Origin of the sequence: Streptomyces sp. NPDC007189, from assembly GCF_040703635.1 — a bacterium.
Classification (GTDB): Bacteria; Actinomycetota; Actinomycetes; order Streptomycetales; family Streptomycetaceae; genus Streptomyces.
Window position 1 is genome coordinate 13591 of sequence record NZ_JBEYEY010000034.1, and the last position, 20710, is coordinate 34300.

The following is a 20710-nucleotide window of genomic DNA, read 5'->3' on the forward strand; positions in this document are numbered from 1 at the left end:
GCCGTTGCTGTCGCACGCCGTGCAGGCAGCCACCAGCGCTGCCGGCGGGTCCGGAGACGAGGTCCCCCTGCCGCAACTCCATCAACAACGTTCACCGGAAATGAATGACAAGTGTGCCCGCGCACTGTGGCGGCTCTCCGAGTACAGCAACGGATTCGGTGGCTCAGTATTTACTCGGGAGCTGTCAAGCGAGATCCCGCAGTCTGTGAGCTCGGGGAAATGGAGATGTTCGTTTGGGCGACGGGCTGCCAGACTCATCCGTCCAGCCGGGTAGGGCCAGCGCGCGGCTATTTCGAAGGCAAGGTCAATGAGCTGCAGTCAGCTTGACATGCTGCTGAACCTGCGCAGTCGTCGATCCGGTCCCGGGATCGTCTCCCGTGACGTTAAAGGTCATGAAGTACTCTACCGAGTTGCCGACTCGACCGATGTCCAAATACACGGGCAGGGTCTGCTGCCCGATCTTCGTCGTGAGCCGTAGAGAGACGCTGCCCTGAGCCGTGAGGTACCCGCCGTACTGCGCCACGCCCACATGCTGCTTGCCAGCGCTGCTCGTGCCGGTGAAGCCCTTGCATCCCATAGCGGCATTTGCCAGACCGGCCATGACCTTGTCGGCATCTGCATAGGCATACGAGGTCAGACGAATCCGCACCAGGACGCCGGAACGATCCTTGGCCACCGCGCTGCGCTCCACCGTGGCAACCGCCTTGACGGTTCCGCCCTCACTCAGCGCGTCGGCGACCGGCTGGCACGCCACCTTGTCAGCCAGCATCCGCGGCCCGCCAACCGGTCCTGAAGCCGACTTGGGAACCGTCACCTCCCACCCCGCCACGTCCCCCTCCTTGAGCACAGCGCCCTCGAGCTGCTTCCGTGTCAGCACTGGCGAGACACCCCCGCGTGCCTGGGCTGCTTTCGCTGCCGCAGTCTTACTGCCAGCCCGCCCGGACGAATTGGAACCATGCCCAGAACAGCCAACGGCCAATGCCATGGAAACGCATACACATGCGACTGCGAATATTCCTTGCCTTCTCTTCACTCAACTTCCGCCTCTGTCAGGAAATAAGACTAACCGGCGTAGCGCATTAAAATGCTCTTACAACCTCACATTCCTCCCTCTCTTCGCGGTCGATCCGACTTCGCTAAAACTGCCCAATGATCGCAGGAGCGCACTTGATTTAGGACCTGGACCAACAAGCTCGATAAGTAGGAGGAATGACCTCACCAGCCATCTCGACGATGCCGTGAGGGGCAACTTCCGCGTTACTTTCCATCTCTATACCCCTTGACCTGTTCGGCTATTTCTTCCAGAGCTTCCGCGCCGATAACGCGCTCCAAAGAGTCACCCACGAATTCACGCGCTCGAGCCAGTCGCGCAGGAAGTCCGTACTCCACCACGTATTCAAGGAGAACGCGGGGATCTTCTCCGGCCCCGATGCGCGACAGGATGCGATCCAGAGACACTACGTACTCTTCCAGATCCCGGAACAGATCGGTAAATCCCGCCAATTCCACTGAGATACTCTGCGCCACACTCATCACCTTTTCACGCGAATATTTTCGACCGGAAGATCACCATCGGCAACCCATTCAGTGATGCCCATTGTCGAATTGTATCTCGACCGAACGCGACCGGCGGGAACATCAAATTCCAGAACGTGATTCCCTCGGCCGCGCCCGATCCCCAGCGTGGCCTCGGCATCACGGGGGCTCATCGGCTTGCCTTTGGCCGGGACGAGGAATACCTTGTTTTGATCGCTTGCTCTGATGATCTTACTCTGGACTATTCCGGCCTTGCCCCGGGCATTCGTGTAATGCCGCATCCGGATCATCTCTTCGGGGGCGTCATCGCCGCCTGAAGGGCAGTTATGGACAAGAACCGGCGTGGCACCAGCCGACACATAGTACGTGTGCAGATTGTCGACAGTGAGGTCGTACGTCGTTTTGGACTGATGGAAGTTGCGGAGAGCGGTGACGGTGACGGTGGTGCCGTCCGGGCGGCGGAGCCTGGTGCCGGCGGTGAGGTTGTGGGCGTCGACCCAGTGGTGGTGGCCAGCGTCCCAGAAGGGGTGGTGCCAGGTGGTGGTGAGGGTCTGCTTGGGCGCGGCGTGAGATTGCGCCTTGTGGGGCGGGCCGCGGACCGGGGTCGTGTCGACGGTGATGGTGGTGAAGTCGCGGTCCGTGTGGGTGACGATGACGTTCTGGACCTTTTCCGGGGCCGTTACGCCTGTTTGCGGGTCGGTGGCCAGGACGGTGTCGCCGGATTTGATCTGGCTGATCGGTTTGCTTGATCCGCTTGCCAGGCGGACCGGGGTGGTCGCGACGAAGCTGTGTACGGTGCAGCCGGCGGCTTCTGTGCCGGCGCTTTCTGCTTTCTCTGCTTCGGCGAGTGCGCGTTCGGAGTCCAGGACGCCGTCGGCGATTTTGGCGGCTTCTTCGGCGTCTTTGACGGCGGTGTAGGCGCGGTCGAGGGCTCGCCAGACCTTGAAGGCTTCGATGCCGACCTTGATGGCCTTGAAGACTTTGCCCCAGGGGACTGCGGTCAGGGCGGTGTTGATGCAGCCCATGACGTCGCCCTTGGTGAAGCAGTTGTAGGCGTCGGTGAGGCCGATGACGTCGGCGACGAGGTTGAGGATGCGGTGCTTGAGGCCGGAGGCCTGCTTGCGTGCGGCGGCGGCTGCGGCGTCCGCCGTGGCTTTGGCGCGTGCCGCTGCCCGGGCTTCGGCCTGGGGGTCGTAGGTCTTCTTGCTGATGTTGCCGCCGCCTGCGCCGGTGCCTTCGCCGAGGCGGTGTCCGTCGGTGCAGTTGCCGTGGTGGCAGTAGGCGGTGTTCTGGCCGCCGGGGTCGACGGGGCCGGTGTCGATGTAGCGGGTGGGGTTGTCCTTGCTGGTGCCGGTGCCGCCGATGGGGTAGCCGACGCCGCACTGGTCGGCCCTGCACTGGCCGGAGGGGTCGGAGGTGGTGACGGGGGTGTCGTCGGCGTAGTCGTAGGCGTTCCAGGACTGCGGGTCGCCGGGGTCCAGCAGGGGGTCGGGGGCGAGGAATCGGCCGATGGAGGGGTCGTATTCGCGGGCGCCGAGGTTGGTCAGGCCGGTGTTGTCGTCCTGGGTGCCGCCGACGTAGCCGCGCTGGCCGGCTGTCCAGGTGCCGGTCTGGTCGCGCTGTTCGCCGAAGGGCTTGTACTGGCGGCGGGTGACGGCCTGGTTCTGGGAGTCGATCGCGAGGGTTCCGGTGCCCTGGCGGTCGGGGATCAGGTAGGTGAAGTGGCCGTCGGATGAGTGGGTGGCCACTGTTTCGCCGGCGATGGAGATGTAGCGGATGCCGTCGGCGCTGGTGGCGTCCTTCTTGAGGGTGATCTCCTCGTCGCCGGTGTAGAGGGTGGTGGCGTCGGGGCTGTGGCGGATCAGCAGGTTGCCGTCGGGGTCGTACAGGTATTTGGTGTCGCCGGCGCTGCCGGTGGAGGACAGGTCGGCGAGGTGGCCTTCGTCGTCGTAGGTGAAGGTGTCGGTGCCCGCGCGGGTGGTGCGGGTCTGGACGTTGCCGTCCTCGTCGTAGGTGTAGGTGTTGGTGGTGTTGGCGGTCGGGTCGGCCGGGGTCACCTTGTCCACCTGGGAGACGGCGTGGGCGGGGTGGCCGTTGCCGGTGGTGGAGAAGGGGGTGTAGGTCGCGGTGGTGTCGTGGGAGGTGTCGCCGGACGGGTCGTGGTCGACCTGGGTCTGGCGGGCGCCGGTGCCGTCGTAGGTCCAGCTCTGCCAGTACGGGGCAGGGCCGCCCACGGTGGACGAGGCGCCGGGCGCGGGGGTGGCCGCGCAGTTGTCGGTGGCGGTCCAGGCTGCCTTCAGGCGCTGTGCCCAGTCGTAGGTGAAGCACTGGGTGTCGGTCTGGCCGGTCTCCAGCTTGTCGGCGATCTTGGTGACGTTTCCGGAGGGCTGGTAGGCGTAGCTGGTCTGGTCGGCGATCGCGTGTCCGGACTGGGTGACGGTGGTGGAACCGGTCAGGCGGTGGGTCTGGTCGTCGTAGCTGAGGGTCTGCTGGGCGAAGTTGCCCGAGGTGCCGTAGGTGAACTGCTGGGGCTCGTCGAACTCGGTGTAGGTCAGGCCGCTGACGTAGGCCCAGCCGTTGGTGTCGCCGCCGACGCCGATGGGCCGGTCGTAGGCGTCGTAGGTGTAGGAGACCGTCTCCTGCGGCAGCGTGACCGTGCTGGGTGAGGCGTCGGTGTACGAGGCGAGTGTGCCGGTGAGGTTGTAGTGATTGGAGGTCGTGTAGTTGCCGGCGAGTGCGCCCTCGGCCGAGGGGATCACGAGCTGCGTTGCCTGCGTCCAGCCGTGGCTGTCGTAGCCGAGGACTTTGCTGGTGTAGGCGCTGCCCGACGTGCCGCCCACGTAGCGGGTGGTGGAGGTGAGCTTGCCCTTCTTCAGGGTGTCGTACGTCCAGGACGCCAGTTCGTTGGCGGCGGACGGGTCGACGCCTCCCGTGGTGTCGAACTCCGCTGTCTTACGGCCTATTTCGTCGTATTTGTAGGTGATGATCTTGCCGCGGTTGTCGGTGGTGGTCAGCAGCTGGCCGGCGTTGTCGTAGGTGGAGCTGGAGGTGCCGGTGTCCGGGTCGGTCTGGGAGGTGCGTCGGCCCAGCAGGTCGTAGTGGCTGGTCCAGGTGTGGCCCTGGCCGTCGTCCTGGCCGATCTGGTGGCCGGCGGCGTCGTAGGAGTAGGTGACGGTGTCCGCGGCCCCGGAGGGGGTGCTGCCGTGGTAGCGCAGCAGTTTGACGGTCTGGCCGCGTGCGTCGGTGTAGGTCGTGGTGGGGGTGGCGCCGCTGGGCGGTGTGACGTCGACGCGGTCGGAGCCGGGGTAGGTGGTGGTGGTGCGCCAGGTCTCCGAGGCGAAGTGGTAGGCGATCGAGTCGGTGACGCGGCCGGCTGCGTCGTAGACCGTTGCGGTCTGGGCGGGGGTCTGGTTGTCGGGGGCGTCCACGAGCGTGCTGGAGGGGGCCCCGCTGTTGTAGTAGGGGGCGGAGGAGCTCACCGTCCAGCCGTGGCTGTCGTAGACGGTGTCGGTGATGACCCTGCCGCCGTCCGCCGTCGACGTCTGCGTCTCCCGGGGGCGCAGCATGGCGTCGTACAGGGAGATGGAGGTGCGGTAGGTGTTGTTGTCGAGCAGTGTCTGGGTGGTGACCGTGGACGGTTCGGTGGGGTTGAGGTTGTAGCTGTACTTGGTGTTGGGGTTGTTGCTGGTGGAGAAGCCCGGTTGCCATACGGCGGTGAGCCGGCCCAGCGGGTCGTAGGTGCTGGTGGTGGAGTAGCCGGCTGCGTCGGTGGTTTTCAGGTCCAGGCCGCGGGCGGGGTCGAGGGTCGTGGTGGTGCTGAAGGCGGTGGTCTGGCCGGTGACCTTGGGCTGGGTGATCTTGACGGAGGTCGGTGCGGCGCCGGTGGTGGGCGTGTACGTCGTGGTGGTGGTGTTGTTGTCGGCGTCGGTCTCGGTGAGTTCGCGGCCGTAGTCGTCGTAGGTGGTCTTCAGCGCGGTGATGTAGTGCGGGGTGCCGTCGCTGGCGACCGAGTCGGCCTTTTGCACCATGGTCACGTCGCCCTTGGTGGGCGGCGCGGTGTTGTCGGTGTGCAGGTCGAAGAACGTCAGGTCGTCGCTGATCAGGTCGTCGGGGTACTTCGGTGTGGCGGAGCAGGAGACGGCGACCTGCTGGACGCGGCGCGGTGCGGGCAGGGTGTTGCCCGAGGCGTCCTTGGCGTACCAGGTGCGGGTGCACTTGTCGTCCGTGGTGGTCGAGGTGTCGCCGCGGTCGTCGACGGACGTGGGCAGGCCGGTGGCGTCGTCGATGGTGTAGTCGGTTTCGGTGGTGCGCTGGGTGCCGTCCGCCTTGGTGGTGATGGCCCGGCTGCGGTGGATGTTGATGCGGTGGGCGACCAGATCGTCCAGGCCTGCCTTCGTGCGGGACTGGGTCGCCGTGGCCGGTGAGCTCCAGGGGTCGTTGATCTCGTCCGACAGCAGGGTGCCGCCGTCGCCGTTGAAGCCTTCGGTCTCGAATGCCTGGCCCGCCAGCCAGTCCGAGTCCTTCTGGGGATCGTCGCCGGCGCGGTCGTCGAGGGTGACGCTGCGCGTGCCGGAGGCGGTCTTGTCGCCGTCCATGCCGCGGAAGTACGACTGCCGCAGCAGCGTGATCTTCGCCGGTGAGGTGCCGGTGCGGGTTTCGACCTTGCCGTAGCCGCGCCACTGGTTCCAGGTGCGGTACTTGGCCTGGCTGAGCGGGTCGTCGTTGAAGTGCCAGGCCGGGTCGCCGAGATAGCTGTAGGAGGTCTGGACGGGCAGGCCGCCCGCGGTCGGGTCCTCGGTCGTGACGGAGTTGACGACGAACTTGTTGAACCAGTCCAGCTGCGGGGAGGTCTGGCCCGGCGGGGTCCAGTACGACGGGAAGCAGCGGTAGGTGTTGTTGTCCTCGCTGGAGGGCAGCACCGTGGTGCCTGCGCGATGGCACTGGGGGCCGGAGTAGTTGACGGTGATCACTTCGCCGGACTCGGTGGTCACGGTGGTGAGCCGGTAGCGGGTGATCGGCTGGTAGCCGTCCAGGCCGTCGACCCGGTTGGCGAGGGCCTGTCCGGCGAACTTCACCGGGGGCAGGGCGAGGCTGCCGCCGTCCTTGCCGGTGTGGGTGATGGACGACAGCCACAAGGACGGGGTGGTGGTATCCCCGGTGGAGGGGAAGGTGTGGGTCAGGGACCAGGCATCGACGTCCTGATAGGCGGTGCCGACCAGGATCTGGGTGCGGATGCCGGTCAGCCGCTTGGTGGTGAAGAACGCCGGCCCGTGGTTGTTGCAGGTGCCCGTCGAGGCGCAGGTCTGGTCGACGGGGACGTCGGGCCAGTGGGAGGCGTTGGCCGTCGTCATCTTCGAGGTGGCGCAGTCAAAGCTCGAGTCGGGCAGGCACCGCTCGGAGGTGTCGAAGAAGACCTGGGCTGCGGCGGGTGCGTTGGTGGTGTCGTAGACCTTCCCCGCGAGCTGCCCGTACTGGATCTTCGCCAGGTAGCCGCCGCGGGTGTACGGCGTGGCGGTCGTGGCGTTGTCGCGGCCGTAGTAGCCGGTCTCGGGCGTGTACCAGTAGCTGATGGCGTTGCCGTGGGGGTCGACGACGTAGTCGAGGTTCCACCGGTAGCCCTGCTGGCACCAGGAGGCGGCGAAGGTGGAGGCGTGGCACGGCTCCCCGGTGTCGTTGCCGTACACGGGGGTGGTGAACACCGAGTTGGTGGTCGCGTTGCCCGTGGCCCAGCCGGGCAGGCGGTTGAGGCCGAAGTAGTACTGGGTGCCGTCGGCGGTCGTGACGACGAAGTACTCGTGGTCGTTGTCGTCGTTGACCGTGTCGGTCTTGATCTCGATCTTCTCGCCGTTGTCGTCCTGCGGGTGCCAGGTGCCCGTCTTGTCGTCGTGGACGAGGGTGTTGGAGGAGCCGTTGAGTGAGAGCGTGAGGGTCTGGGCGGTATCCGACCAGCACTCGTCGGACGTCTTCGGTGTGCCGTTCGCCGCGTCGTCGGAGCATGCCGGGTAGCTGCGTTCGACGTAGCCGGGAGAGTAGTCCCAGCCGTCGCCGATCCAGGAGGACTGGGCGTTGGTCGAGGAGGTACGCCCGTCCACGCTCTGCGAGTTGTAGCCCAGGGCGACGCTCGGGGTCAGGCTGCCGGGGACATCTGGCACCGTGATGGGGTACGAGTAGGAGAAGGCGCCGCTGGAGCCGCCGGCGGACCACTGGCCGGACGCGGCCAGCGAGGTCGCCGCGTAGGAGCCGCCGCCCCCTGATGTGCCGGCCACCGCCGCCAGCACCATCGGCTGAGCGGCCGCGGATTGCCCGGCTGCGGTACGGGCGGGCAGTGTGACGTCGGCGGAGACCGTCTGGGCTTTGGCGTTGTTGGCGGAGGCCAGTGGGCTCTGGGTGCGGCATGCGGCCTTGGCCGGGCTCGTCAGGGCGCAGGCCGGGAGCTGTACCAGGTGCAGTCGGCCGGCCCAGTCGCCGCCGTAGGCGTCCTTGAACGCCGAGTAGTCCAGGCTCAGTCGGGCGCTACCCCCGGGGGTTTTCGCATCCGGCTGGACGGTGAAGACCACGCCGCGCATTCCGAGCTTCTGCGCGGCCGTCTGGCCCGGAAGCCGCACGTGCAGCTTCGTGCCGGACGGTGCGCGGTGGCCTCGTTTGGCGGCTGTCAGGGACAGCGGCAGGTGGCCTGCGTGCCGCGCGGCGGCTCCGCGAGCCGGGACCGTCGCATCGGCGCTGGAGGTCGCGGGCCAGGCTGTGTGCGCCTTGCCAGGGTTCCAGCGGGCCATCCGTGGCACGGCAACGGGCTTGCCCTTGACGGGCCTCACGGGGACGGAGCGTTCCTTCTTCGTCTTGACGAGGTAGTTGGGCCCGTGGGCGGCGGCGAGTGCGGCTTGCGGGGCGACCAGGCCGGCCAGCAACCCGAGTGCGGTGATGGTGGCGATCCAGAAGGCGGGGGCTTTCCGCATCCGCATTGCTCTTCCGTAAATCCGCCACAGCGAATTCCGACGCACTCCGGACCCCCCAATTCAGCGTGACTGCCGAAGGGATATTCGACCAGCGTGAAGGCTCTTTTCACAGGCCCTTCACGGTATAGATCTCACATAGAGACAGTCATGAACCACCCTTGCGGCAGCCAAGAAACGACAGATGGGGACTCAATTTCCCCACGCCTTGGGCCGATTGGCCAAGACCACCTCCAACGGTCCGCATGCGCAGCAAAATTGCACATACCACGCACTCGCCTGCTTGATTAGCGGAGCGTCGATTTTCAGCCACCGGTTGTCCCCTTGACGCAATTGCGGGTAGCCTCCTCGCGCCTATCGGCTCTTTTCTCATCGGACGCAACCTGGGGGGCAGATGTCCGGTCCTTTCCGTACGCGCTACGCGAGCAGACCTTTCGCAAAGAGAGCGCGGATACCCGGCCGTCTTCTGATCACAGCAGTCGTCGGTGCGCTGTCGCTGTCCCTGGCGCCCGCCCTACCTGCCGCCGCCGATGCAGGCGGCACCTCTCCGGTGTCCACGCCGGCGCCGCCCCTGCCCCAGTCCCAGCCGGACGGCCCGCTGGGCACCACCCGTCCTGCGGACGACTCAGGATTGAGCAAGGACCAGCAGGCAGCCCTGGCGGCGGCCCAGAGCAAGGCAGCCGGCACCGGCAGCCCCGTCCAGGTGGACGCCTTGACCACCGAGACCGCCACGGTCCAGGCCAACCCCTCGGGTACCGTCACCTGGACCACCAGCCTGCTTCCCGCGCGCGTCCGCAAGGACGACGCGTGGGTGCCCGTCGATGCAACCCTGCAGCAGAACGACGACGGCAGCTACAGCCCCAAGGCAGCGGCAGAACCCCTGACCTTCTCCGGCGGCGGCAGCACACCCCTGGTGTCCATGTCGAGCGGCAAGGCCCAACTGGCCTTCTCCTGGCCCCAGACGCTGCCGAAACCGACCGTGTCCGGTGCCACGATCACCTACCCCGACGTCCTCAAGGACGTGGATCTGAAACTGACCGCCAACACCCTCGGCGGGTTCTCCGAGCTGATCGTCGTCAAGACCGCCGAGGCGGCCGGCGACCCCGCCCTGTCCACGTTGAAACTGGCCGCCCACGCCAGCGGAGTGACGGTCTCCGACGACGGACACGACAACCTTCAGGCCGCCACACCGACGGGCCAGGTGATGTTCAGCGCCCCCCAGCCTGTGATGTGGGACTCCTCCTCCGACGGCACCACCACGCAACTGCTCACCGCGCCCGGCGACACGGCGAGCACTGCGCCCGCCGATGCCACCGGCACGAACGACGGCTCTTCCGGGCCCGGCGTCGGCGCCCAGGTAGCACGTGTTGCGGACGACGTCACCGGCAGCACGCTCTCCCTGACGCCGGACCAGAAGCTGCTGTCCGGATCCACCACCCGCTACCCGGTCTACATCGACCCCAGCTGGAACCCCCACTACGCCTCCGGCAGCAAACAGCACTACGTCGAGACGCAGCAGGGCTGCCCGTCGGCGAAGAACTACGACTCCACCCAGTACGGTGACCCCGGCGTCGGCTACAACAGCTGGTCGGGCTGCATCGGCACCGAGCGTTCCTACTTCCAGCTCGGCATCCCCTCCACAGTGTGGGGCACCCACATCGTGTCAGCGACAGTCGATGTCAAAGAGAACTACTCGGCCAGCTGCAGCCTCTCCTCGGACGTCAAGCTGTATCTCACCGGTGCGATCGGCTCCGGCACCACCTGGAACAACAGGCCCGCGCTGTCGAGCTACCTGGCGAGCAAGAGCTTCGGCCCGGCCTGCAACAGCGAACCCTCCGGCGGCTTCTCCGTCACGTCGACCATCGCCAAGAAGGCCGCCGCGAAGGACTCCAGCTGGACCTTCGCCCTGGTCAACAGCCAGGAAGGCAGCGGCGACGGCAACTACTTCAAGCGGTTCGCCAACAACCCCTCCATGTCGATCGAGTACAACCACGTGCCCAGCAAGCCGAGCAGCCTGGCGGCCAAGTTCGGCACGCACTCGGTCGGCTGCGGCACCTCCAGCCCCTACCCCGTCATCGGCAAGACGCTGATCACCACGCCGCCCACGCTCAACGCCGTCGTCAGCGACGGTGACAAGGACGACCTGGCGGCGACCTACAAGTACTGGGTCAACGGTGGCACCTCCACCACCACGACCAGCGCCACCGTCTCCAGCGGCCAGAACGCCCCCAAGCAGTTGTCCTCCTCGTTCATGAGCGGGCTGAAGACCGGCGACACGGTCGGCTGGAACGTCACCTCCAGCGACGGCAAGGACACCAGCACAGCCTCGTCCAGCTGCCACTTCACCGTCGACCTGACCGCACCGGCCGAGCCGACCGTCAAGGACAAGGACGGCACGTATCCCGAGGACTCCCCGGGCATCACTCCCGCGGGCACCCCAGGTCATTTCACCCTCACTACCAACAGCGCCACCAAGTTCCTCTACAACCTCGACGTCAGCCCGCCCACCTCCAACACACCGAGTTCCGAAATCGCCACGGCCTCCAGCAACACCGCGACGATCTCCGTCACCCCCACCGCCCCTGGCACACACACCCTCTACGTCTACGCCGTCGACTCCGCCGGGAACGTCTCCACCCAGCAGCAGTACCAGTTCACGGCCCTCGGGCACGCCGGCAAGACCTACGCCAGCCTCAAGGATGCGTTCAACAACACCGCTGTCACCGACAACAGCAACCAGGCAGCGGCAGACGCCGACGGTGTGGGTGCCACCATCTCGCTGCAGGACCTCAAGGCGGCCGGCTGGCAGCCCGGCGGCAAGATCACCGTGGACGGCGCCACCTTCACCCTGCCCAGCTTCGCCTCCTCCTCCGGCGACAACGTGATGGCCGCCAACCAGACCATCCAGATGACCGGCAACGGCCGCGCACTGGTCTTCCTCGGCTTCTCCACCTACGGCTTCGTCAGCTCCCAACGCGCCGAGGACGACTACTCCAGCCCCGCCATCCCCGACGGCACCTCGGTCAGCGGCACCGAATGCACCCTCGGCAACGGGCAGTACGAAGACTGCCGAGCCGGCGGCCCCTACGGATCCGTCACCTACGCCGACGGCACCACCTCCGCCTACCACCTGACCGTCCCCGACTGGGTCTACGGCTCCAACGCCCTGTCCGCCGTCACCCTCCCCCACCGCAACCACACCAGCGGCACGCAGGAGACCCGCAGCACCAACATCTACGCCTTCGCCGTCCCCCTCAAGGCCGGCGCCCAGATCAGCTCCGTCACCCTGCCCGACCTGAGCAGCGCCGCCCGACAGTACGTCCCCGGGCTCCACCTGTTCGGCATGGCCCTGCGCGACACCACCACCGCCCCCAGCGGCGCCAAGTGGACCGGCGCATGGAACTCTCCCGACGAAGGCGCGTTCAACTACGAAGGCACCGACTACAAGGACCAGACCTTCCGCATCGCCGCCAACCCCAGCGTCGCCGGCTCCAGCGTCCGCATCCGCCTCTCCAACGCCCTCGGCCGCACGCCGCTGACCATCGACCACACCACGATCGCCACCCAGTCCTCCGGCGCCGCCCCCACCGCCACCCCCGCCGACCTCACCTTCAACGGAGGCAGCAGAACGGTCACCATCCCGGTCGGCGGCGAGGTCTACAGCGACCCGACCGCCTACAGCGCCACACCCGGCAAACGCATCATGGTCAGCTTCCACCTGGTCAACGACGTGCCCTACCTCGTCCAGCACAGCTGGGCCGGCCCAGCCACCCAGTACGTCAGCGCCGTCGGCTCCGGCGACCACACCACCGACACCACCACGACCGCCTTCACCGGCACCGGCGTCTACTGGGGCTGGTTCACCAACGTCCTCACCGGCATCGACGTCGTCACCAACAGCAACCAACCCACCGTAGCCGTCCTCGGCGACAACCTCATCGAACCCTTCGCCACCGGATCCAAGGCCCTCAACGTCCCACGGCTCTCCGACGACCTCGCCACGGCCCTGCAGAACAACACCCAAGGCACCCCCGACTACGGCATCGTCACCTCCGGCGTCGAGAACAACCGCCTCGCCACCGAACCGACTCAGACACAGGGCGGCCCGGCCGCACTCACCCGTCTCGACCGCGACGTCCTCGCCCTGCCCGACATCACCACCGTCATCGTCGACGAAGGCCTGAAGGACATCATCGCCGGTACCGACGACACCACCCTCGAATCCTCGTACGGCCTGCTGAGCAACCAGCTCAGGGGCTGGGGCGTCAAGGTCGTCTTCACCACGCTGACGCCCTGCGACGGCTACAGCGCCTGCACAGCAACCATCGACCAGAACCGGACGGACACCAATACCTGGGTCACCGACCAGTTCGATCCCAACTCACCCACCCTCAGCTACGTGGACGCGGAATCGGCTGTGGCCATACCCGACCCGGCGAGCACAACCGACCCGCAAGCACTGAAACTCAACACCGACACCGCACCGTCCGACTTCGACCCCGGCGATCACGTCAACCTCACGGCCGACGCCTACACAGCCATCGCCTCACTGTTCGACCTGTCGGGACTCGCCAACCCCGCCTCGTAAGGAGCGCGGACCAAGCACGGGGGCGCATGGCTCATCGTCAGCCGTGCGCCCCTCCGCGCATCCAGGCCCGCACATGAACACACCCCGCCATGACGTCAGCCGCAGCAGACAAGTCGGTTCCTTGCCCCCCAACTGCCGGACGCGCTGCAGCACTTCGACATGACGGACCACGACTGGGCGCCCAAGCCCGCCACTTCGCCGCCGAACCCACAGCCCCGACCAGAAGGCAACGGCTGCAGTCCCGCCTCCAGCCGAGCGGCGTTTGGGTGAGCTGGTTCAGGCGTTCGGCGACAGCTGCAGCGTGTCGGTCCAGCCATTGCGAGCCCACGTACTCGAGTGCTGGTCCCACTCTCGTCCCTCATCGTCACCTCCCAAACGCTCACCTCGGCCGCGTCCCGGCAGGTGTCCTGGTGACTTCACACTCGGCCACGGCTGATTGTCCGAAGTGGGACGGCACGTCGTTGAAATCCCTATAAACTCCCGCTGCACTTGTTCCACGTCAAAGGGTGCCCCTATGGTCTTCGTCAAGCTGATGTGACGGCTGGGGCTTGGTAGAAGGTGCCGTCGCGGAGCATGGCGAACAGGACGTCGACCCGTCGTCGGGCGAGCGCGATGACGGCTGCCACGTGGTGTTTTCCTTCCCTGCGCTTCTTGTCGTAGTAAGCGCGGGACTCCGGCTGCTTGAGCGAGGCGAACGCGGCGAGGTAGAAGGCGCGTTTGAGTTGCCTGTTGCCGCGCCGGGCGGGGTGCTCGCTGCGGATGGACGAGCCCGAGGCCCAGGTGACCGGGGCCAGGCCGGAGCATAGGCGGCCAGGTGCCCCGCGGTAGGGAACGCGGTGCCGTCGCCGACGTCGATGAGGATGCGGGCTGCAGTCCTGACCCCGATGCCGGGCATGGAGGTCAGGACCTGGGAAAGAGGGTGGGCCTCCAGCAGTTCCTCGATCCGGGTGGCCAGGACCTTGCGCTGATCGAGGACGGCGGCGAGGGAAGAGGCGAGGCTGGGAACGATCAGTGCCGCGGCCTCGGTCCCGGGAACGACGACGGTCTGCTCGTCGAGGGCGGTGAAGATGTCGTCCACCAAACGCTCCGCCATTCGCGGTGCCTTCGGCCGCAGCAGGGCGACCAGGCGGCGGCGCCCGGCCTTTCGGATCTGCGCGGGTGAGCCGAAGCGCTGCAGCAGGGCGAGGACGGCAGGATGGTCCAGACGTGGGCCCAGGACCCTTTCCAGTGAGGGGTGGATCTGGGTGAGCAGGCCGCGCAGGCGGTTCTTGATGCGAGTGGTCTCGGCAGTGAGGTCGTCGTCGAAGCCGACGACCATCTGCAGCTCGGCCGTGGTTTCATCAGTGGGGTCGATGGCGCGGAGCGTGTGCGGCATCGAGCGGGCCGCGTCGGCGATGACGTAGGCGTCCCTCGCGTCGGTCTTGGCCTCGCCCGGATACAGGTCGGCGATCCGGCGCATCGTCAGACCCGGCAGGTAGGCGACCTGGCAGTCCATTTCGCGGGCGACCGCCAGCGGCAGGGCCCCTATGGAGGCCGGCTGGTCGACGACGACAAGCACGGTGCCGTGTTTGGCCTGCAGCTTGGCGAACAGCTCACGCAACTTCGGCTCGGTGTTGGGCAGCGGCTTGTCGAAGGCCTTCTTCCCGGCCGGGGTCAGCGCGATGGCGTGGTGCTCGCCCTTGCCCACGTCCAGGCCCAGGTAGACGTCGACAGTCTTGTCCTCGTTCACGGATCCTTGCTTCCCGACTCCGAACCGTCCCGGCCTGCCTGCGGCATCAGCGTGCCGGCATCCACGTTACGAAGAGCCTGCCTCGCCCAGCGCGGGTTCGGCGCCCATGCCCCTGATCAGCGGTCTACCGATGCCTCCGTGCCCGGTGACAGCACCCTTTCGATCATGACTGACTGGGAATCTGAGTCATGCCGGGACCGGAGGCCGGGAGCCCCATTGCGGGGCCACGAAGAAGGTAACGGGGATTCCTTTGCGCGCACGTCTTGCCGCCTCCGCTGTCGCCATCGCTGTCGCCGGCGTCTTCTTCAGCGCCCCGGCCGCGTCCGCAGCCACCCTGCCGTCCACCAACACCGCCCACCACTGCATCCACCACACCATCGGGGCCTGCGGGTGGACGCACCACCAAAAGCCCAAGGACAAGTACGAGACCGCGAAGTGCAACGACGCTTCCCTGTCGTACTCGCGGCACTCCCAGGGCACCTGCTCCCACCACCACGGCGTGCGCTACTGGTTCAAGTAGCCCCTCGGTAGCGCGCAGGGTGTCTTCCTCCTGTCCGGAGGGAGACACCCTGCGCGCCTTCGGCTTCGGCTCCGCGAGCAGTGTCAGTAACCGCTCGGCAGGTCAGTGACCGTGTCCGCCGCGGTGGTCCCGGTCGTCGCCCCGGTGGTCACGGTCATATCCCCAGGAGACGGCGTCGGCGAAACGGTCCCGGTCGTTGCGCAGAGTCGCGGTGTCACCGCGGTCGTCCCACACCTCGCGCCGCCGGTCCTGGAAGAGGTCGGTGCCGGTGTCACGGCCGTAACCGGTGTGGACGCGCACCCTGGCCCGGCCCTCCAGCCACGCGTGGTGGAAGGTGTAGGTGCGGCCGTCCTCGTCCGACAGGGTCCAGCCGTCCAGATTCACCGCCGCGAGCTGAGTTTGCGACGTCCACCCACTCCCCGGACAGCAACGGTTGGAGCGGTCCTCCCGGCCCGGGGAGTCGTAACGCACACTGCTGACGCGGCCGGCAGCACCACCGCGCCCACGGCAGCGGCCGGCTACCGCGGCGACGGCGGTCACACGACGAACGGGAAGAAGAAACGAACAGTAGCCCCCTTCTAGGGTGCCCACACCGAGCCGGCCATGGCAGAGAAACCGCAGGCCAGCCGGGTGTATTGCGCTGGTGTGCGACCGGTCGACCGCACACGCACACCCTGCCCCCAGACGTAAGACCCCGAGAAGACGGGGACTCTAACAGCAGCGTTCCCCGCCTGGGTTCAACTCTCGATGCTCCTGACGTGAGCGCGTGTGCCGCAGGTGATATGGGATCACATTGAGATCGCGCATCACTGCGTCATGCAGGCGCCCGATCCACTGCTCAACGGCAGGCGGTACTCGTACCTGCGGGGCCTGAGGTCCTCCTCGGCGGGCTCCCAGGACGTGACGAGGCGGCCCGGGCCCGGGCGTGTCGTCCGTGCGGGCCGCAGGGCTGCCTGCCGTGATGAAGGGCGTGGTGTGGTCTACGAGCGGACGGTCCGGCCGCGGCACAGCGGGCCCGAGACCCCCTCGAACTCCAGGTCGAGGCCGACGCCGTCGCGTTCGGCGTGGATGTGCAGGTGCGGCTCGGTGCTGTTGCCCGAGTTGCCGACCTCGCCGAGCACCTGCCCGGCGCGCACGGTGTCGCCCTTGGCCACGGTCACGGTGCCGGGGCGCAGGTGGGCGAGTTTGACGAGCTCGGCGCCGGTGTCGATCCACACGTGGTTGCCGTAGGCGGGCTGGTAGCGGATGGTGCCGGGTTCCTGGTCGTCGATGTGGTCGGCGGCGGCGACGACCGTGCCGTCGCAGGGGGCGTGCACGGGCTGTCCGTACACGAGGTAGCTCTCGTTCATGCCTCGGCAGCGCCCCCGCGTACCGCCGGGGCCGACTTGAACCACGTCCAGGGCGCCACGCTGCTCGGGGAAGGCGAAATGGTGGTTGAGGCCGCGCCCTCCGCCCTGCGCGATGTACCAACCGCCGCCCCGCAAAGGGAAGACGAGCGGCCGGGAGACGGCTGTTCCCCAGCGGTGGCGTCGTGCCCGCACCAGCAGTACGCCGGCGACGGCGACCAGGCAGGCCCCCACGACCAGCTCGCCGGTGCCGCCCGACGCGGGCAGCCCCGGCAGCCGCCAGGCGGAGGCGAGGGCGACGAGGGCCCCCGCCTCCAGCGGCCGGCGGGCCCACCACGGCATCAGGGCGGGGGCACGCCACCCCTCGATGACCAGGTACCCGACCGCGACGATGAGCAGGCGCCCGCACCAGGCGATCTGGGAGGGGGCCTCCCAGCAGGCGTCGATCCGCACGAGGAACAGCGCCACCAGCACGGTCCACGGCAGAGCCCGACGCAGCCGGGCGAGGAGCGGGAGTGAGGGGCGGTACGTGCCGGGGGCTATGAGGAGATGGTCGAGCGTCCGGCCGTCCGCGGTGGCGGCGAAGGCAAGAGCGCTTCCCCGGGTGCCGCCGATCACCAGTCCCTCGGGGCTGTCGTGCACGCCGGTGACCTCGCCGACGCGCGCGAGGGTGGTGTCCACGATCTCGTCGAGCTGCTCGCGTCCCACGGCGGCGACCACGCGCGGCGCGAGGCGCTCCCGGTCGGCGCGCCCGGCGGTGAGGAACCGGTACAGGGCATCCGCCGCCGCGTCTTGCGAGCCGGTGCCGCCTGCCGGTTCCCTGACTGTGTCACGCATCGGCCACCCCGTCCTGTCCGGCCGCGATCGCCACGGGGCTCATGCCGCGCGCGGGCAGCGGCGTCCAACCACGGGGCAGCAGGCGCTCCTTGAGGGTCCGCAGGCGCCGGGCGAGCGACCGGTAGTCGTCGTCGCGCAGGCAGGTGCAGTCCGCGCCGATCATCAGCAGGCCGAAGCACACCAGGCCCATGCAGACCATGATGCCCACGTGCATGGCCTCCAGGGCCAGGGCGTTGGCCTTCCGGACCCATGGGCGGGCGGACAGGATCGCGAAGGGCAGCGCGAGTTCTACAGCGATCGTGAAGTAGCAGACGGCGGTGCCCACGTAGGCGTTGCTCATCAGGTGCGTGTACGCCGCCGACATCTGGAAGCCGGTGATCCGGCTGATGTAGTACATCGCCACGCCGTCCTGCCACATCTTCCCGGTGATCTTCCAGTAGCCGGCGGCGAAGTACAGCACCGCGGTCTGGAAGACGATCAGGAAGGCGGCCAGGTTGTGCAGCACGGTGGAGACCGCCGGCCGCTCCCGCTCCCTCAGCCGCGCGCGCCGCCGCTTGGCGCCGGGCGCGAAGCGGGCGTCGGAGACGGTGAAGACCATGAACAGGATGAGGATCTGGGCGAGGTTGTCGCCGCCTTCGAGCACGTCCTGGTTGCGGTTGTGCAGCGACCACATCATCACGGCCTGGGCCAGTGCGAGCCATCGGCCGCCGAAGATCATGAAGGCCAGGGCGGCCACGATCACGGCGTGGAAGACGATCTCGAACCAGAGCATCGAGTGGCTCCACAGAAAGAGCGAGAAGCCCCAGCGCGGCAGCGCGTCCTTCGCCGTGGAGAGGTCAGTCCGTCCACCATGACCAGCCACGCGGCGCCCGGGGCCGGCTCCGCCGCGGCCGCAGCCCAGGTCGGTCAGGACCTGTCCTGGGTGCAGGTCGAGCTGATAGGGCAGCCGCTCGCCGAGTTGAGCCTGACGTCGCAGTAACCGCTGCACCCGCGGCCTCCACGACCCCCCAGTCGTCCGCGGGCGTTCGCGGCGCGACCGCCGATACGACAGCTTCGGCGGACTCGATGAGCTTGCGAACCGACGTCGGGTCCGCGACGTCACCGGGCACCAGACCCGACCCGGTGTGGCGGTCCGTGAGACACCCGTCACCTCATGTCCCCGCTGCCGGAGCTCTTGTCCGATGGCCGACCCGATGGCGCCGGATGCTCCGGTTGGACCAGGCGTCTGTTCTCCTGGGGCACGATCGAGTTGCTGCCTGAGCGCGGCAGCATCACCAGCCATGGAGTAGTTCCACAAGCGCGATCACAACCGCGATTGCCGCCAGGACCACGCCGGCAACCGTCCACCAGAACGTCGCGGGTGGCGTGGATGGGGTCGGGGAGGTCGACCGTGGCGGCGGCGCGTTCCCGCATCGGCGGCATCCGCGGCGAGATGAAGCTCAGTGGTCAGGCCGCCGCGCGAGCGGCCGAGTGCGTGGTCGTCGGGCTCGGGCGCCATGCCGTCCGTGCTCGTCCGGCCTGGATTGGCAGCCCCTTATTGCGGGCTCCGGCGGCGTGCGTGAGCCAGTCCTGGCCCGCCACCAGATCCCGTCGAAGACCAGCCGCTGATCACGCAGCGGCCGCCCCACCGTGGAACTGGCCCAGCGGCCGCCGCCATTGGTGCGGCGGCGGCCGATTGCGCGTTCCTGACCAGCGGGCGAAAGGTGCTCCGCGATGCCCCGGGGCGTTCGGTGTGTGACCGGGACTCTTCAGCGGGGCGGTGGATGCGCTGGGGACGGGGTTACGAGTTGCTGCGGCGGCGCGCAATCAGTACGGTGCCGGCGCCTGCCGCGATCAGAGCGGCGGCTGTACCGCCCATGACCGCTTCCTTCGTGTGGTCTGCACCGGTGTGTGCGAGTTCCGGCTTGCCCGGGTGCTTTTCGTCCTCGCAGCCGTGCTCGTCGGCGCCGTGCTCCTTGCAGTCCTGCTCGTCCGACCCGTGCTCGTCCGACCCGTGCTCGTCGGAGCCGTGTTCGTTCGAGCCGTGCTCCTCGCAGCCCTTCTCGTCGGAGCCGTGCTCCTCGCAGTCGCGCTCGTTCGAGCCGTGCTCGCGGTCAGACTTGTGTGTCTGCAGCGGGGTGGTGGGGTGGCTGTCGGCGTAGGCGGTCGCCGCGCCTACCAGCGGTACGACAAAGAAGGCAGCAGCCACGGCTGCTGACGCCACAACAGATCGCCAGCGAGACGTCGTCGTCATCGTTTCCACTCTCCTCGGCTTGGGACGCCCGTCTTCGGTGAGGGCAACTCCACCACTTGGATAATGGAACGAATGGGGATCTAATAGTGCAAATCGCACGATTCCCCGATCCATCGCCCGGACGGGGTAGCCCGGAACTCCGCTCCTCGACGGCCGCGCCGCGGGACAACCGATGCGGGACCGGGGGCGGTGGTGTCAAGTGGTACTGGTGACATCATGCTCCGGAGCAGCGGCGGGGCCAGGGCTAAAGCGGATACGGTCGGAGACATCGATTGGCTGGTCCGGATCGACTCCACCGTCCGAGCCCATCGATACGCCGCGGCCGCAGGCTGGGAATGGGATTTTCCGGCAGGACGAACCGGATGATCAGGCCCTCGTCCGGTCCTGCGGCGGACCGACAACCAAGATCCACCCTGCCTGCGACGGCTAGGAACGGCCGCTGGCCGTCATGCTCACGGCCGACCGGCGTCACGTCGGCGTCTGCACTCGTCCGCTACCGTGCTCTCGAACAAGCGTTGCAGCATGTCGGGGCGGTTCTCCAGCCGAAGTATCGCGCTGGCGGCGCTGGTGCGGCGATGAGTCGTCAACAAGACGGATAGGCCTGACGAATCGGTCCATGTCAACTCGCTCAGACCAGGAGGACCTCGTCCGGTGGAGTCGGAGCGGTGGCCGTGTGCTCGGTGACCACATCCAGCAGGGCGTCGCTGGCGCAGTCCCGCTCTTTGCAGCAGGCCGGAGCTCTGACCGGACTGCGGGCGTGTGGTGTGGTGTGCTCCCGCTTGGCCGACGGCGAGAGGAAGAGCAATTCACCGAGCCGTTGGAACCCGTTGGTAGCGACTGCCAGATCTACTGCTTAACGTGCGCTGATCACTCCTGCAGTTGGAAGGACACGCACATGAGACGCGCCACCAAGGTCTCCGCTGCAGCTGTCGGCCTGGCCGTCCTGGCGGTCACCGGCACCGCCGTCGCCG

9 protein-coding genes and 2 pseudogenes are annotated in these 20710 nt (G+C 67.6%); 3 read left to right on the forward strand and 8 right to left on the reverse strand.

What is annotated here, in order from left to right:
* Window positions 1–304: 304 nt before the first annotated feature.
* The 3 genes from AB0950_RS38310 to AB0950_RS38320 all read right to left on the reverse strand — a co-directional run bounded on the left by AB0950_RS38310 (window position 305) and on the right by AB0950_RS38320 (window position 8489).
* On the reverse strand, window positions 305–829 hold the full coding sequence (locus tag AB0950_RS38310; protein WP_366780562.1) for a hypothetical protein: 525 nt from the start codon (window positions 827–829) through the stop codon (window positions 305–307).
* A 428-nt stretch (window positions 830–1257) separates the two neighbouring features.
* A complete protein-coding gene (locus tag AB0950_RS38315; RefSeq protein WP_366780563.1) occupies window positions 1258–1527 on the reverse strand; it encodes a hypothetical protein in 270 nt (89 codons plus the stop codon).
* A 5-nt stretch (window positions 1528–1532) separates the two neighbouring features.
* Window positions 1533–8489 (reverse strand): HYD1 signature containing ADP-ribosyltransferase family protein, encoded by a 6957-nt coding sequence (locus AB0950_RS38320; RefSeq protein ID WP_366780564.1) that lies wholly within the window; start codon window positions 8487–8489, stop codon window positions 1533–1535.
* A gap of 628 nt (window positions 8490–9117) precedes the next feature.
* On the opposite strand from AB0950_RS38320, the gene AB0950_RS38325 reads away from it, so the two are divergent.
* Entirely contained in the window at window positions 9118–13074 is a 3957-nt protein-coding gene (locus AB0950_RS38325; protein WP_366780565.1) for a hypothetical protein, read from the forward strand.
* Between the two features lie 524 nt (window positions 13075–13598).
* Here AB0950_RS38325 and AB0950_RS38330 read toward each other — a convergent pair.
* Window positions 13599–14803, reverse strand: a pseudogene (locus tag AB0950_RS38330) (IS110 family transposase).
* 250 nt (window positions 14804–15053) lie between these two features.
* On the opposite strand from AB0950_RS38330, the gene AB0950_RS38335 reads away from it, so the two are divergent.
* A complete protein-coding gene (locus tag AB0950_RS38335; protein ID WP_360162583.1) occupies window positions 15054–15323 on the forward strand; it encodes a DUF3761 domain-containing protein in 270 nt (89 codons plus the stop codon).
* 102 nt (window positions 15324–15425) lie between these two features.
* Here AB0950_RS38335 and AB0950_RS38340 read toward each other — a convergent pair.
* From AB0950_RS38340 to AB0950_RS38350, 3 genes and pseudogenes are all read right to left on the reverse strand, one after another.
* A pseudogene (locus AB0950_RS38340) lies at window positions 15426–15803 on the reverse strand (lamin tail domain-containing protein); the annotation flags it as partial.
* A gap of 500 nt (window positions 15804–16303) precedes the next feature.
* Window positions 16304–17506 (reverse strand): M23 family metallopeptidase, encoded by a 1203-nt coding sequence (locus AB0950_RS38345; RefSeq protein WP_366780566.1) that lies wholly within the window; start codon window positions 17504–17506, stop codon window positions 16304–16306.
* Window positions 17499–18278, reverse strand: a complete 780-nt coding sequence (locus tag AB0950_RS38350; RefSeq protein WP_366780567.1) for a hypothetical protein — start codon at window positions 18276–18278, stop codon at window positions 17499–17501. The genes AB0950_RS38345 and AB0950_RS38350 overlap by 8 nt, the downstream gene beginning before the upstream one ends.
* Before the next feature lie 78 nt (window positions 18279–18356).
* Between AB0950_RS38350 and AB0950_RS38355 the strand changes: the two genes are divergently transcribed.
* Window positions 18357–18485: a hypothetical protein gene (locus AB0950_RS38355; RefSeq protein ID WP_360163058.1), complete on the forward strand. Its 129-nt coding sequence runs from the start codon at window positions 18357–18359 to the stop codon at window positions 18483–18485.
* A 769-nt stretch (window positions 18486–19254) separates the two neighbouring features.
* On the opposite strand, the gene AB0950_RS38360 is transcribed toward AB0950_RS38355, so the two are convergent.
* Complete coding sequence (locus tag AB0950_RS38360) at window positions 19255–19572, reverse strand: hypothetical protein (RefSeq protein ID WP_360163055.1); 318 nt, start codon at window positions 19570–19572, stop codon at window positions 19255–19257.
* Window positions 19573–20710: the final 1138 nt, after the last annotated feature.

Bases quoted from the DNA above. Each gene is read 5' to 3' on its own strand.
- AB0950_RS38320 (WP_366780564.1), bottom strand. From the start codon at position 8,489: ATGCGGAAAGCCCCCGCCTTCTGGATCGCCACCATCACCGCACTCGGG.
- AB0950_RS38345 (WP_366780566.1), bottom strand. From the start codon at position 17,506: ATGCGTGACACAGTCAGGGAACCGGCAGGCGGCACCGGCTCGCAAGAC.
- AB0950_RS38350 (WP_366780567.1), bottom strand. From the start codon at position 18,278: ATGCTCTGGTTCGAGATCGTCTTCCACGCCGTGATCGTGGCCGCCCTG.
- AB0950_RS38355 (WP_360163058.1), top strand. From the start codon at position 18,357: ATGACCAGCCACGCGGCGCCCGGGGCCGGCTCCGCCGCGGCCGCAGCC.